General features: G+C 75.0%; 15 protein-coding genes and 1 pseudogene. 11 read left to right on the forward strand and 5 right to left on the reverse strand.

Translation table 11 applies throughout. The features are described 5' to 3' along the window. The first annotated feature begins 1 nt into the window (after nt 1). Both AB0E96_RS30335 and AB0E96_RS30340 read left to right on the forward strand, forming a co-directional pair. Entirely contained in the window at nt 2-655 is a 654-nt protein-coding gene (locus tag AB0E96_RS30335; protein WP_359828978.1) for a futalosine hydrolase, read from the forward strand. Then, on the forward strand, nt 648-1,499 hold the full coding sequence (locus AB0E96_RS30340) for a 1,4-dihydroxy-6-naphthoate synthase (RefSeq protein ID WP_359828979.1): 852 nt from the start codon (nt 648-650) through the stop codon (nt 1,497-1,499). Before AB0E96_RS30335 ends, AB0E96_RS30340 begins: the two co-directional genes overlap by 8 nt. 28 nt (nt 1,500-1,527) lie before the next feature. On the opposite strand, the gene AB0E96_RS30345 is transcribed toward AB0E96_RS30340, so the two are convergent. Continuing rightward, entirely contained in the window at nt 1,528-1,911 is a 384-nt protein-coding gene (locus AB0E96_RS30345) for a cold-shock protein (RefSeq protein WP_188300873.1), read from the reverse strand. 469 nt (nt 1,912-2,380) lie between these two features. Between AB0E96_RS30345 and AB0E96_RS30350 the strand changes: the two genes are divergently transcribed. Further along, nucleotides 2,381-2,620, forward strand: a complete 240-nt coding sequence (locus AB0E96_RS30350) for a hypothetical protein (RefSeq protein ID WP_359828980.1) — start codon at nt 2,381-2,383, stop codon at nt 2,618-2,620. Nucleotides 2,621-2,687: 67 nt separating this feature from the next. On the opposite strand, the gene AB0E96_RS30355 is transcribed toward AB0E96_RS30350, so the two are convergent. Then, a complete protein-coding gene (locus AB0E96_RS30355; RefSeq protein ID WP_359828981.1) occupies nt 2,688-3,320 on the reverse strand; it encodes an HAD family hydrolase in 633 nt (210 codons plus the stop codon). Between the two features lie 99 nt (nt 3,321-3,419). On the opposite strand from AB0E96_RS30355, the gene AB0E96_RS30360 reads away from it, so the two are divergent. The 4 genes from AB0E96_RS30360 (at nt 3,420) to AB0E96_RS30375 (ending at nt 7,445) form a co-directional block, all read left to right on the forward strand. Next, a complete protein-coding gene (locus AB0E96_RS30360; protein WP_359828982.1) occupies nt 3,420-4,463 on the forward strand; it encodes an iron ABC transporter permease in 1,044 nt (347 codons plus the stop codon). Further along, nucleotides 4,460-5,542 (forward strand): iron chelate uptake ABC transporter family permease subunit, encoded by a 1,083-nt coding sequence (locus tag AB0E96_RS30365; RefSeq protein WP_359828983.1) that lies wholly within the window; start codon nt 4,460-4,462, stop codon nt 5,540-5,542. Before AB0E96_RS30360 ends, AB0E96_RS30365 begins: the two co-directional genes overlap by 4 nt. After that, on the forward strand, nt 5,542-6,360 hold the full coding sequence (locus AB0E96_RS30370) for an ABC transporter ATP-binding protein (protein WP_359828984.1): 819 nt from the start codon (nt 5,542-5,544) through the stop codon (nt 6,358-6,360). The genes AB0E96_RS30365 and AB0E96_RS30370 overlap by 1 nt, the downstream gene beginning before the upstream one ends. An 80-nt stretch (nt 6,361-6,440) precedes the next feature. Beyond that, on the forward strand, nt 6,441-7,445 hold the full coding sequence (locus tag AB0E96_RS30375; RefSeq protein ID WP_359828985.1) for an iron-siderophore ABC transporter substrate-binding protein: 1,005 nt from the start codon (nt 6,441-6,443) through the stop codon (nt 7,443-7,445). Nucleotides 7,446-7,499: 54 nt separating this feature from the next. Here AB0E96_RS30375 and AB0E96_RS30380 read toward each other — a convergent pair whose 3' ends face one another. Then, a complete protein-coding gene (locus tag AB0E96_RS30380) occupies nt 7,500-8,366 on the reverse strand; it encodes a helix-turn-helix domain-containing protein (RefSeq protein WP_359828986.1) in 867 nt (288 codons plus the stop codon). A 65-nt stretch (nt 8,367-8,431) separates the two neighbouring features. On the opposite strand from AB0E96_RS30380, the gene AB0E96_RS30385 reads away from it, so the two are divergent. Beyond that, on the forward strand, nt 8,432-9,019 hold the full coding sequence (locus tag AB0E96_RS30385) for a TIGR03086 family metal-binding protein (protein ID WP_359828987.1): 588 nt from the start codon (nt 8,432-8,434) through the stop codon (nt 9,017-9,019). 22 nt (nt 9,020-9,041) lie between these two features. Here the strand turns inward: AB0E96_RS30385 and AB0E96_RS30390 are convergent, their stop codons facing one another. Together AB0E96_RS30390 and AB0E96_RS30395 are read right to left on the reverse strand one after the other, a co-directional pair. Further along, nucleotides 9,042-9,917, reverse strand: a complete 876-nt coding sequence (locus AB0E96_RS30390; protein WP_359828988.1) for a LysR substrate-binding domain-containing protein — start codon at nt 9,915-9,917, stop codon at nt 9,042-9,044. Between the two features lie 111 nt (nt 9,918-10,028). Further along, the gene (locus AB0E96_RS30395; protein ID WP_359828989.1) at nt 10,029-11,072 is read right to left on the reverse strand and encodes a PRC and DUF2382 domain-containing protein; all 1,044 of its coding nucleotides are present in this window, start codon (nt 11,070-11,072) and stop codon (nt 10,029-10,031) included. Nucleotides 11,073-11,271: 199 nt separating this feature from the next. On the opposite strand from AB0E96_RS30395, the gene AB0E96_RS30400 reads away from it, so the two are divergent. The 3 genes and pseudogenes from AB0E96_RS30400 to AB0E96_RS30410 all read left to right on the forward strand — a co-directional run. Next, nucleotides 11,272-11,631 (forward strand): nuclear transport factor 2 family protein, encoded by a 360-nt coding sequence (locus tag AB0E96_RS30400; RefSeq protein ID WP_359828990.1) that lies wholly within the window; start codon nt 11,272-11,274, stop codon nt 11,629-11,631. A gap of 112 nt (nt 11,632-11,743) precedes the next feature. Then, the gene (locus tag AB0E96_RS30405) at nt 11,744-12,286 is read left to right on the forward strand and encodes a hypothetical protein (protein WP_359828991.1); all 543 of its coding nucleotides are present in this window, start codon (nt 11,744-11,746) and stop codon (nt 12,284-12,286) included. Between the two features lie 10 nt (nt 12,287-12,296). Next, nucleotides 12,297-12,687: pseudogene (locus AB0E96_RS30410) on the forward strand (hypothetical protein); the annotation flags it as partial.

The raw sequence follows: 12,687 nt of genomic DNA on the forward strand, positions 1-12,687 counted from the left end.
GATGCTCGCCGCCGTGCTCGCCACCGTTGCCGCCCACCGCTTCGCCGCCGGGGTCGGCCCGGCCGCCGCCGCGGCCGCCGCCTCCGCCGCGCTGGCGGCCCACCCGTACGCGCTGGCCGTCTCGGCCGGGATCGCCGGCGGTTTCGCCCCGCTCGCCCCGGTCGGCGGCACCGTGCTGGCCGACGCGATCGTGGCCGCGGACCTCGGCGCCGAGACCCCCGAGGGCTTCGCCGACGTCGCCGAGCTGGGCTTCGGCACCGTCCGGCACACCCCGCCGCCCGCCGCCGTGGCACTGGCCGCGCGGGCGCTGGCCGGCCCCGGCCTGACCGTCGGCCCGGTGCTGACCGTCTCCACCGTCACCGGCAGCGCCGAGCGGGCCGCCGAGCTGGCCGCCCGCCACCCCGGCGCCGCGGCCGAGGCGATGGAGGGCTTCGGCGTGGCCGAGGCCGCCGCCCGGTACGGCGTGCCGGCCCTCGAGCTGCGCACCGTGTCCAACCCGGTGGGCCCGCGCGACCGGGCCGCCTGGCGGATCGGCGAGGCACTGGCCGCCCTGGAACGGGCCTTCGCCGCGCTGCCCGTCCACGAACTGGCCGCACGGCGGGCACCGGAACCGGCCGCGCGGCACGAACCGACTGAGGAGGCCGGCCGTGGCTGAACGGCTGAGCATCGCGTACTCGCCCTGCCCGAACGACACCTTCGTCTTCCACGCCTGGGCCCACGGCCTGGTGCCCGGGGCCGACGCGCCCGAGGTGACCTTCGCCGACATCGACATCACCAACGGGCAGGCCGAACGCGGCGAGCTGGACGTGCTGAAGATCAGCTACGGCGCGCTGCCCTGGGTCCTGGAGGAGTACGCCCTGCTGCCCTGCGGCGGCGCGCTGGGCCGCGGCTGCGGCCCGCTGGTGCTCACCCGGCCCGGCGTGGACTCCCCCGCCGACCTCGCCGGGAAGACCGTCGCGGTGCCCTCCGAGCGCTCCACCGCCTACCTGCTGTTCCGGCTCTGGGCGGCGACGGCGGTGCCGGGCGGCTTCGGCGAGATCGTCGTCCTGCCGTTCCACGAGATCATGCCCGCCGTCCGGGACGGCCGGGTGGACGCCGGCCTGGTGATCCACGAGGCCCGCTTCACGTACCAGCAGTACGGCCTGCACAGCCTGGCCGACATGGGCGAGGCCTGGGAGCGGGAGACCGGCCTGCCGATCCCGCTGGGCGCGATCGTCGCCCGGCGCTCGCTCGGCGCGGAGCGGCTGCGGGAGATCGCCGACGCGATCCGCGCCTCCGTCCGGCAGGCCTGGGCGGACCCGGCGGCGAGCCGCGCGTACGTGCTGGCGCACGCCCAGGAGATGGACCTGGACGTCGCCGAGCAGCACATCGGGCTGTACGTCACCGAGTTCTCCGAGGACCTCGGCGAGGAGGGCTACGCGGCCGTCCGCGCGCTGCTCACCCGGGCCGCCGCGGAGGGGCTGGTGCCCCCGCTCGACCCGGGTGCGCTCGCGTTCTAGGCGCTGCCTCCCGTCCGCCCGAGGGCGGTCAGACGTCGAACTGGTCGGCCACCGCGCGCAGCAGGCCGGCCAGCTTCTGGCCGGTCGGCTTGGCGGGGTAGCGCCCGCGCTGGAGGCCGGGCAGCACCGCGTCCAGCGTGGTGATGAGGTCCTGGACGATCGGCGCCATGTCGTCGGCGCTCCGGCGCTGGGCGGCGGCCACCGAGGGCAGCGCGTCCAGCAGCTGCACGGCCATCGCCTGGTCCCCGCGGTGGCCGGCGACCACGCCGAACTCGACCCGCTGACCCGGCTTCAGCGACGTGACACCGTCGGGCAGCGCCTTGGTGTGGACGAAGACGTCGCCGCCGTCGTCGCGCGACAGGAAGCCGAAGCCCTTCGTCTCGTTGAACCACTTGACCTGGCCGGTGGGCATCTCGAACAGTCCTCGAATGGGTGTGAGGGATCCCGGCCCTGGCCGGGGATCACTGGGTGGTGGGAAAAGCGGCCGACCTCGACTCCGAGCCCGTGGGCGCTCATGGTCGGCACGCGGTCAGGAGCAGACTAACCGTCCGTCACTGCCTCATCCGCGTTCCGCGAGGGATCCGCGTTCCGAGGCCCGGTCGGGGCGGCGGGAACGGGATCTCGCGGTCACGGGCAACCCGGAAACGGCACGGCCGGGGCGCGGCTCCGCGCATTCCATCGGCTCACACCCCCGGGTCTGAGGACGCGGGGCACACCTGCAGCGCCCCTCGGCATCCCGTGCATACCCCCGCTCAGCAGGGATCAAAACGTTCAGCTGCCGGAAAACTGCGCAACGTGACCGGCCCGCTCCGGTGGGCCCGCCCGGCGGCCGCTCTGCCAGACTGGTGGCAGTCCCGACCGGCCCGTAGGAGTGAGCAGACGTGAGCAGCCAGAGCGCCGACCCCGGCGACGTGTACGTCAGGGCCGGGGCGATCGTCTTCGGCCTCGGTGCGCTCGCCACCCTGGTCACCTTCGTCCCGCTGTTCCTGCACCTGACGCCGCTGCCGACGGCCGCGTACTGGCTGAGCATGCTGATGCCGGCCGGCTTCCTGGCCGCGCTGACCGGGTTGCTGAGGAACGCCCGGGCCCAGCGCCGCCGGACCGGGCCCGTCGGCTCCTGATCCGCCGGCGCGGCGCCGGCCCGTGCGGTCCGGCCTCGCCCAGCCGCGCTCGCCCAGCCGCGCTCGCCTAGCCGCGCTCGGCGAGGTGCCCGGCGAGCCAGTCGGGGAAGGCGGTGAGGTCGGCCAGCACCACGTCCGCGCCCGCCTCGCGCAGTTCCTGCGCGCTGTACGGGCCGGTGGGCACGCAGACCGCGAGGGCGTCGGCGTGCCGGGCGCCCCGGATGTCGCCGAGGTGGTCGCCGACGTAGACGCTCGCGCCGTGCTCGCGCAGCGCCACGCCCTTGGTCTCCGCCCACAGGTCGCCGATCACGGTGTCCGCGACCAGCCCGGCGTGCTCCAGGTGGAGCCGGGCGTTCGGCTCGTACTTGCCGGTGATCACCGCGACCCGGCCGCCGTGGGCGCGGACCGCCTCGACGGCGGCGTACGCGCCGGGCAGGGCCACGGTCGGGGCGAAGGCGTGGTCGCGGTAGAGCTCGCGGTAGCGGTCGACCGCCCGTTGCGCCTCGGCCTCGGGGAACCAGTTGCGGATCTCGTCCAGCAGCGGCGGACCGAGCCGGGTGACCACCAGGTCGGCGTCGATGAACGTGCCGGTCTCGGCGGACAGCGCCCGGTAGGTGGCGCGGATACCCGGCCGGGTGTCCAGCAGCGTCATGTCGAGGTCGAAGCCGACCGTGAGCGGAGCGGGTGGGGTCGCGGACATGCCGTCAGGCTACCCAACGGGTACCGCGGGCCACGAGGCAATTTGCCCGGGCTTCACGGCTGAACTTAGGTTTACCTGAGTTGTCTGCGGAGAGGGCCCATGACCGACACCAGCGCACCGCCCGGGGCGCCCCGCGCGCCGTACCGCGCGCCCCGGCGCCGAATACTGTGGCTCGCCGCCGCGCTGGCCGTGCTGGCCGCCGCGGTGCTGCTGAGCCTGGCGGTCGGCAGCCGGACCATCCCGTTCGGCGACACGCTCGACGCCCTGCTGCACGGCGGCGACACCGCGGACGCCGTCGTGGTCCGCGAGCTGCGGGTGCCGCGCACGGTCGTCGGACTGGCCGTCGGCGCGGCGCTCGGCCTGGCCGGGGCCGTCATGCAGGGCCTGACCCGCAACCCGATCGCCGACCCCGGCATCCTCGGCGTCTCCCAGGGCGCGGCGGCCGGCGTGGTGGTCGCCATCTCCGGCTTCGGCGTCTCCACCCTCACCGGGTACGTCTGGTTCGGCTTCGCCGGCGCGGTGATCGCCACCGTGCTGGTGTACGGGCTCGCCGGGCGCGGCCGGGGCGGGGCCACGCCGATCAAGCTGGCGCTGGCCGGCTCGGCGATGTCCGCCTTCATCGCCTCGCTCAACACCCTGGTGCTGACCACCGACGCGGCCACCATGGACCAGTTCCGCTTCTGGCACGTCGGCTCGCTCTCCGGGCGGACCGCGGACGTGGCCTGGCAGCTGCTGCCGTTCCTGGCCGTCGGCACCGTGCTGGTGGTCGCGGTGGCGCGCGGCCTGGACGCGCTGGCGCTCGGCGACGACACCGCGAAGGGGCTGGGTGCGAAGACCGGCCTGGTCCGGGCGGTCGGCGCGCTCGGCGCGACGGTGCTGACCGGCTCGGCGGTCGCCGCGGCCGGCCCGATCGCCTTCGTCGGCCTCGCCGTCCCGCACGCGGCCCGCGCGGGGGCCGGCGCCGACCACCGCTGGATCCTCGCGTTCTCCGCCGTCCTCGGGCCGGCGCTGCTGCTGCTCGCCGACACCCTCGGCCGGGTCCTGTTCCCGCCGTCCGAGGTGCCGGCGGGCGTGATGACGGCGCTGGTCGGCGTCCCGGTGCTGGTGGCCCTGGTGCGCCGCCGGAAGGTGGTGGCGGCATGAGCTCCGTCCCCGGCATGGGCTCCGCCCCCGCCGCGCGGTCCGTGACCCTGCGCGGCTACTCCGTCGTCCGGGCCGGGCGGGCGTCGTTCCTGGTGCACCGGCGTTCGGTGGCCGTCACCGTCGGGCTGCTGGTGGCGCTGGCGGCGACCGTGGTGGCCTCGCTCTGCCTGGGCGAGTCCACCGTGGCGCCGGGCGAGGTGGTCAAGGTGGTGCTCGGGCAGCCGAGTCCGCACGAGCTGGTGGTCGGCGAGTTCCGGCTGCCCCGGGTGGTGGTCGGACTGCTGGTCGGCCTGGCGCTCGGGCTGGCCGGGGCGCTGGTCCAGACCGTCGCCCGCAATCCACTGGCCAGCCCCGACGTGGTGGGCGTGACCTGGGGCGCCACCGCGACCGTGGTCGGCCTGACGGCGTACGGCGTGGTCGGCTCGACCGGCCAGGCCCCGTACGCGGCGGTGGCCGGCGGCCTGGTCGCCGGGCTGCTGGTGTACGCGCTGGCCTGGCGGCGCGGCCTGCACGCGCAGCGCTTCGTGCTGATCGGCATCGGCATCAGCGTCGCGCTGTCCTCGCTCACCTCCGTCTTCCTCACCAAGGGCGACGGCTTCCAGGCCCAGGCCGCCAAGGTCTGGATGACCGGCAGCCTGAACGGCGCCGGCTTCGACCACGCCGGTTGGCTCGCCTGGGTGCTGCTCGCCGCCCTGCCGGTCGCCCTGTGGGCCGCCCGGGCCCAGCGGTCGATCTCCTTCGACGACGCCACCGCCGTCGGCCTCGGCCTGCGCCTGGACCGGATCCGCCTCGGCATGGCGCTGCTGGGCATCGTGCTGGCCTCGTGCGCGGCCGGGGCCGCCGGGCCGGTGGACTTCGTCGCGCTGATGGCCCCGCAGATCGCCCTGCGGCTGGCCCGCTCGGCGCAGGTCCCGCTGTTCTGCTCGGCTCTGACCGGCGCGCTGGTGGTGGTCCTCGCCGACCTGATCGCCCGGCGCCTGCTGGCTCCGACCGAGCTGCCGGTCGGCGTGGTGACCGGCATGGTCGGCGCGCCGTACCTGATGTGGCTGCTGATCCGATCCCGTCGTGGAGGTTCCTGATGTCCGAACACCGCATGGAGGCCCGGGGCCTCACCCTGGCCTACGAGGCGCGCACGGTCGTCGAGGACCTGGACGTGGCCGTCCCGGACGGGCGGGTGACGGTGATCGTCGGCCCGAACGCGTGCGGCAAGTCGACCCTGCTGCGGGCCCTCGGCCGGCTGCTGAAGCCGGTCCGGGGCGCGGTGCTGCTGGACGGCGAGGAGCTGGCGCGGGTCCCGACCAAGCGGATCGCCCAGCGGCTCGGCCTGCTCCCGCAGTCGCCGACCGCCCCCGAGGGCATCTCGGTGGCGGACCTGGTCGCGCGCGGCCGCCAGCCGCACCAGAGCTGGTGGCAGCAGTGGTCGCCGCAGGACGAGGAGGCGGTCGCGGAGGCGCTGGAGCGCACCTCCACCGCCGAGCTGGCCGAGCGGAGCATGGACGAGCTGTCCGGCGGCCAGCGCCAGCGCGCCTGGATCGCGATGGCGCTCGCCCAGGGCACCGACATCCTGCTGCTGGACGAGCCGACCACCTACCTGGACATCGCGCACCAGGTCGAGGTGCTGGACCTGGTCCGCCGGCTGAACGTCGAGCGCGGCCGGACGGTCGTCGCGGTGCTGCACGACCTCAACCAGGCCGCCCGGTACGCGGACCACCTGGTGGCGATGCGGGACGGCCGGGTGGTGGCGCAGGGCGCGCCCGGGGACGTGGTGACGGCCGAGCTGGTGCGGGAGGTGTTCGGACTGGACTCGGTGGTGGTGCCGGACCCGGTGACCGGCACACCGCTGGTCGTGCCGGGCGCCCCGTGGGCGGCACTCGCACCGGACGGCACCGGCGCTTAACGGCACTTTAGGCCCCATTTCGGACATAATCGACGGCGCCCCGACCTCGCCCGCTCCGCCCCGCCGCCAGAGGACCGCCGATGCCCCGGATCTCCCGCCGCACCCTCCTCACCGGCCTCGGCGCGGGCGCGCTCGCGGCGGCCGCCGGCTGCACCACCCGGCAGCCGGCCCCGGCGGCCACGGGCGGCCCCACCACCGGCACCCAGCCGGCCTCGGCCCCGACCCCCACCCCGCCCCCGGTACCGCCGGTGACGGTGAACGCCGCCACCGGCCCGGTGGTGGTACCGGGCGCGCCGATGCGGGTGGTCGTGCTGGACACCGACGTGCTCGACTCCTCGCTGACCGTCGGCATCACCCCGGTCGGCGCCGCGCTCCCGAGCCACGACACCAGCTACCCCGCGTACTGGCCCGCCTCCCGGACGGCCGGGATCCGACTGGTCGGCCCGGCCGGCGCCCCCGACCTGCCGACCGTCCGGGCCCTGCGGCCGGACCTCATCCTCTCCAACCAGACCCGCGACGGAGACCGCTACGAGCAGCTGCGGGACATCGCCCCGACCGTGCTCACCCAGACCGCCGGGGCGGCGTGGAAGGCCGACTTCCAGCTGCACGCCCAGGCTCTGGGCCGGGAGGCCGCCGGGGCCGCCTTCGCCGGGGCGTACCAGAAGCACGCCGGGCAGGTGGCGCAGGCACTGGCGACGGCGAAGCTGTCCGGACGCCGGGTGAGCCTGGTGCGGTTCGTGGAGGGCGGCGGCATCCGGCTGTTCGGCCGGCAGAGCTTCCCCGGGACGGTGCTCACCGACGCCCAGGTCGGCCGGCCGGACGCGCAGAACGTCGACCAGTCGGACTTCGAGATCCCGCCGGACCAGCTCGCCAGGGCCGACGGCGATCTGCTGCTGTACGCGACGTACGGCGATCCGGAGGCCTCGGGCGCCAACGCCGTGCTGGCGAGCCCCGGCTGGCAGGCGCTGGGGGCGGTCAAGGGACACCGGGCCTTCCCGGTGGACGACCAGCTGTGGTTCCAGGGGATCGGGTACACCGGGGCCAACTACGTGCTGGACGAGCTGCAGCGCTTCCTGGGGGCGTAGCCCCGGCCCGGACCGGGCGTTCGGCCGGGGTTCTCGGGCGTGCCCCGGCGGGTCTCAGCGCGCCGCCCCCGCGTAGCGGGCCGGGGAGACTCCGACGGCGGCGGTGAAGTCCCTGGTCAGGTGCGCCTGGTCGGCGTACCCCAGCTCGGCGGCGAGCGCCGCCAGGTCCAGACCCCCCACCGCGGCCGCGCGTTCGGCGGCCTCGTGGAGGCGGGCACGGCGCAGCACCCACTTCGGGGAGGCGCCGACGTACTCGGCGAACAGGCGCTGGAGGCGGCGGACGGTCACGCCCAGCTCGGCGGCCAGCTCGTCCACCCGGAACAGGTCCGGGGCGCCGGTGATCCGGTCCACCATCGCGGCGACCTCGGCGGCGACCGGATCCGGCGCGGGCAGCAGCGGGCGGAGGAAGGCGTCGGCGAGGGCGGCGGGGCTGCCGGACGCCCCGAGGACCCGCGCGTTGAGCCGGTCGACCCCGGGCCCGAAGTACTCGGCGGCGGGCACGGAGCGGTCGGCCAGCGCGCTCACCGGGTGCCCGGCGAGGCCGCGGAAGGCGCCGGCGCGGAACCGCGCGCCCAGCACGTGCCCGGCGCCCTCCAGGCGGCGGACGAAGAGCGAGCGGTCCACCCCGTACACGCGCGCCCGCGGCGCCTCGAGGACCAGGTGGACGTTGGGGTGGGCGAGCACCTTCTGCTCGTACGGCGGCAGGCCGCGCAGGTCCCACCGGACCAGCCAGTAGTACTCGACGGACCGCGCCACGGCCGGATCGGGGGCGAGCCGCTCCACGGTGATCAGCTCGGCCGCCCGGGCGGGGTGGAGCACACCGCGGCCGAGCCCGGGAGTGTCAGGGGAGTCCGGGGAGTCCGGGGAGTCCGGGGAGTCCGGGGAGTCCCCGCTGATGCCCGTCCCCTCGCCGCTGCCCATGGCGTCAGGCTAGTCGTCGCGTTTCTTCAAGACCGGGTGGTGCGGCCGCGCGCAGAATCGGCGCCATGAACGTCCACCCGATGCACCCCTTCCTGGCCCGTGCCGCCTCCCTCGCGGCCGGTGTCGCCGCCGCCGTCCCCGCCGACCGGCCGCTGGACGCGCCGACGCCCTGCACGGAGTTCGACACCCGTGCGCTGATCAACCACTGGGTGCTCTACACCTCGCACGGCCTGGAGCACCGGGCCCGGCGGGCCGAGCTGCCCGAGGAGCTGACCGCACGGGACTTCACCGCCGAGGCCGACTGGCGCTCCGCCTACGCGGACCGGCTGGAGCGCGCGGTCGCCGCCTGGGCGGACCAAGCCGCCTGGGCGGGGGACGTCGACCTCGGCGGCTCTCCGGTGCCGGCCGTCGGGATCGCCCGGATGCTGCTCCTGGAGCTGCTGCTGCACGGCTGGGACGTGGCCCGGGCGACCGGCGGGCGGATCGAGGTCGACGAGGAACTCGCGCTGCTGGCCGGGGAGATCGTGGCGGAGAACGCCGAACTGTACCGCCGGTACGAGGGCTTCGCCGCGTCGGTGGCGCTGCCCGAGGACGCTTCCGCGTGGGACCGCGCGCTGGCCGCCTCGGGGCGCGATCCGCGCTGGAGGGCCTGAGCCGCGGCTTCCGCCCGGGCGGTCACTCGAAGCGGAGTGCCTCCCGCAGTCGGGCCCGCAACAGCCGTACGGCCGGGGAGGGTTGGTCGCGGCGGGCGACCAGCCCGAGCCTGGCGGTCGTGGTGGCGTCGGCCAGCGGGACGGCCCGCAACCCGGCCCCCGTGGCGGAGGAGGGGCTGAGGACGGCCACGCCCGCGCCGCGTTCGGCGAGCCGGAGCAGCGCGACCGGGGAGCTGGCCTCGATGTCCACCCGCGGGTCGAGGCCGAGCCGGCGGCAGGAGTCCTGGTAGGCGGCGCGGATGCCGGTGCCCGGGGAGAGGCAGAGGATCTTCTCGCCCCACAGGTCGGCGAGCCGCAGCCGCGCCCGGTCGAGCGGGTGGCCGGCGGGCACGACGGCCGCGATCGGCTCGTCGATGGCGACGGTGGCCTCCAGACCCGGGGAGACCTCGCCCGCGTAGCCGATCAGGGCCAGGTCGAGCGAGCCGGCCAGGACCTGCGCCTGGAGGTCCTCGGAGTGCCCCTCGTGCAGGCTGAGTTCGATGCCGGGGTGGCTGCGGCCGAGGTCCGCGACGGCGTCCAGGAAGGGCGGGATCGAGCAGCCCGTGATCATGCCGAGCCGGACCCGGCCGCGGACGGCGTCGGCGAACTCGGCGGCGGTGTGCTGGATGGCGTCCAGGGTGGCCAGGGCGTTCTTGGCCAGCGGCAGCACCGCTTCGCCGACCGGGGTGAGTCGCACCTGCCGACCGGAGCGGTCGAGCAGTTGCTGCCCCAGTTCGCGCTCCAGCTTCGCCACTTGGGTGCTGATGCCGGACTGGCTCACGTGCAGCCGGGCGGCGGCGGCGGTGAAGGTGCCCTCGTCGACCACGGCGGCGAAGTAGCGCAGCTGGTGCATCTCCATGACCGTTGACGATATGCGACCGGGCGCTCCGCCCGCCCGGCCGATCGACGCGTCGGGCGGGACGGTGCGGTCGGGCCGCGGCCGCGCGGGGCGGTCACGGCCCGGAGGGCGTCACCGGCGGCGGTCCTTGCCCCGGATCTCCGCGCCCTGCGTCTGGGCACCCTGCATCCGGGTGCCCTGCATCTGCCGACCGTGTGCCTGCCCCGTCCTCCCGTCGGGCAGTTCGGCCTCGATGCGCTCCTTGCGCACCTGGCCGGTGACGGTCTGCTCCTCGACGCGTTCCTCGGTCACCAGCCGCACGCGCTCGACCGGAACGGCCTCGGTGCGCACGACCGGCCGCTCCGCGTGCAGGGTGACCTCGTACTCGGCCTCCGAGATGAGATCGCCGGACATCGCGGCACGCCGGTCGGCCTCGGCGATGGGCTCGTGCTCGACGTGGACCTCCTCGTGCCGCACCGGCACGGTCTGCCGTTCCTCCTCGGTGACGACGTACTTGTGCAGCTTCGCGTGACCGGCCTCGTAGCGCTCGACGCCGACGCGCATCCGCTCCTCGGAGCGGGTCATCACGCCGTCCTTCTCCGGGTGGACACCGGCCCGCCCGACGGCGGAGGCGGCTCCCGGAACGGCGGCGGCCCGCGCGGTGGCACCGGTCGTACCCGCGGCACCCGTCACGCCGGCGGCACCGGCCGTGCCGGCCCTGCCGAGGTGCCCGGTCGAGCCGGTGCGGCCGGCCGCGGCGGCGGTCCCGGCAGCGGCGGTCCCGGCGGCGGCGGTAGTGGCGGCAGCGGCGGTGCCACCGCCCGCGCCGGGCCGGTTGGCGGCCTTCCAGGCCTCGTCCAGGTCGATGCCGTAGTACTGGTAGAGCCGACGTTCCTCCTGTTCGGAGAGGTGCCCGCCACGATCCACGGCCACCAGCGGGGCGTCCTTGACCTTCTCCTTGGCGTACGGCACCTCCAGATGGTCGCCGACGACGCGGGCGTCGCGGATCGGCACGAACGACTCGCTCGCCCCGAACCATCCGGTCCTGATGCTGACCCACTCCGGCTTGCCGGTGACGTCGTCGAGGAACATGTGGTCGGCCTTGCCGATCCGGTTGCCCCGCGCGTCATGGACGGGGTGGTGCAGCATGGAACGGGCCTGCTGTTCGGTGATCACGATTCACGCCTCCTTCGATTCCGGCGTTGAGCGCCTTACCAGGTCGAACAGGCCGAAACCATCTCATCTGACATTCACTCAACGTGATGACCACGGCCGGTCGATCACGCAGAGCACCCCTATCCCATCACTGGAACAGATTGAAGCCATCTGATTCATCTGTTGGACGGATGGATGGGGTCGCCCGGAGGATGGAGGCATGACGACGAAGACCGCGCGTGAGACCGCCGAGACCTACTTCACCGCCTGGGAGGCGGGCGAGTTCGAGACCATCCGGGGCCTGCTGGCCGACGACGTCGACTTCGTCGGCGCCCTCGGGACGGCCTCCGGAGTGGAGGAGGCGCTGGCCGGACTGAAGGGACTCGGGCAGGTACTGGAGAAGATCGACGTGAAGGTCCGGGTGGCCGAGGGCGACGAGGTGATCACCTGGTTCGAGCTGTGCACGAGCATCGCCCCGCCGGCGCCGACGGCGAACTGGATGCGCGTCGAGGACGGCAGGATCACCCGGATCCGGGTGACCTTCGACCCGCGCGGCCTGCTGGCCGGATTCGGCCGGTGAGCCGGCCCTCGGCCCCCGTGTCGAACTGACATTCCCCGGGCGCCGCGCAGGGAAGTGGGCTTCTACTGGAGTGAAGGACCCCATCACCCCCTCCCACCCCGGGAGCCCCGCCATGGACGAACGAACGACCCCGCACCCCACCGTCGGCGCCACCGTGCACCAGGTCCATCCGGACGGGACGGCCGGTCCGGCCCTGGCCGACGGCCTCCTCCTGAGCCCTCGGACGGTCCTGGTGCCCGACCCTCCCCCGGCGGTCGGCGACCCGTGGCAGAGCCTCGCCGTCCGCATCACCGAGGACCCCGGCCCCGACGGCGGCGCGGAGGCCCTGCGGGTGGCCGGCATCAGCCTGGCCGCCTTCACCGACGACGGCTTCCGCGCCGCCGCGTCCTTCCTGACCCTTCGCGCGCCCTCGCAACTCCCGACGGGCGAGGTGGAGTTCACCCGGGACCAGCTCGTCGCAGCCATCCGGGACCACCACGGCGACCTGTGGGCCGCGTACGCCGCACTCGGCTACCCGGTCCGTTCACCGGCGGAGCACGCCACCGCGGTCGAACCGTGGTGGTCCGACGTCCGGACCGGCGGACTTCCGGACCTGGTGGACAGGACGTGCTGCGACAAGACGAACACCCTCTGCTGCCGAGAACTCCAGCTGTGACGGACCAGCTGTGACGGACACCGCCCTCCGGCGGAGGCCACCGCCCACCAGGACCCAGGACGCCCTGCTGGCGCTGGCCATCACCATCCCCGACGTCTTCTTCTACGCGACCCCTCTCGACCCGGGGGTGACCGGGCGCGACCAGCTGCTCGTGGCCGTCTTCGCCGTGCCGGAGGCCCTCGCGCTGACGTTCCGGCGGAGGTGGCCCATGACGGTGTTCGTCGTCGTCTGGGCCGCCGCCGTCGGCGCGACCCTGCTCTCCCTGACCACCTCCTTCAGCTTCGCCCCCTACTTCGGCCTCCTGCTCGCGCTGTACACCGTGGCCCGGCAGAACAACCGGCCCGCCGCCCTCACCGCGCTCGCGCTCACCTGCCTCCCGAACGCCCTCGGCATCTGGTACC

This window comes from Kitasatospora sp. NPDC036755, assembly GCF_040636595.1.
Classification (GTDB): Bacteria; Actinomycetota; Actinomycetes; order Streptomycetales; family Streptomycetaceae; genus Kitasatospora.

Excerpts from the sequence above, each read along its gene's own strand:
- AB0E96_RS30335 (WP_359828978.1), top strand. The coding sequence starts at position 2 with ATGCTCGCCGCCGTGCTCGCCACCGTTGCCGCCCACCGCTTCGCCGCC.
- AB0E96_RS30345 (WP_188300873.1), bottom strand. The coding sequence starts at position 1,911 with ATGCCCACCGGCCAGGTCAAGTGGTTCAACGAGACGAAGGGCTTCGGC.
- AB0E96_RS30355 (WP_359828981.1), bottom strand. The coding sequence starts at position 3,320 with ATGTCCGCGACCCCACCCGCTCCGCTCACGGTCGGCTTCGACCTCGAC.
- AB0E96_RS30360 (WP_359828982.1), top strand. The coding sequence starts at position 3,420 with ATGACCGACACCAGCGCACCGCCCGGGGCGCCCCGCGCGCCGTACCGC.
- AB0E96_RS30365 (WP_359828983.1), top strand. The coding sequence starts at position 4,460 with ATGAGCTCCGTCCCCGGCATGGGCTCCGCCCCCGCCGCGCGGTCCGTG.
- AB0E96_RS30370 (WP_359828984.1), top strand. The coding sequence starts at position 5,542 with ATGTCCGAACACCGCATGGAGGCCCGGGGCCTCACCCTGGCCTACGAG.
- AB0E96_RS30375 (WP_359828985.1), top strand. The coding sequence starts at position 6,441 with ATGCCCCGGATCTCCCGCCGCACCCTCCTCACCGGCCTCGGCGCGGGC.
- AB0E96_RS30380 (WP_359828986.1), bottom strand. The coding sequence starts at position 8,366 with ATGGGCAGCGGCGAGGGGACGGGCATCAGCGGGGACTCCCCGGACTCC.
- AB0E96_RS30385 (WP_359828987.1), top strand. The coding sequence starts at position 8,432 with ATGAACGTCCACCCGATGCACCCCTTCCTGGCCCGTGCCGCCTCCCTC.
- AB0E96_RS30390 (WP_359828988.1), bottom strand. The coding sequence starts at position 9,917 with ATGGAGATGCACCAGCTGCGCTACTTCGCCGCCGTGGTCGACGAGGGC.
- AB0E96_RS30400 (WP_359828990.1), top strand. The coding sequence starts at position 11,272 with ATGACGACGAAGACCGCGCGTGAGACCGCCGAGACCTACTTCACCGCC.
- AB0E96_RS30405 (WP_359828991.1), top strand. The coding sequence starts at position 11,744 with ATGGACGAACGAACGACCCCGCACCCCACCGTCGGCGCCACCGTGCAC.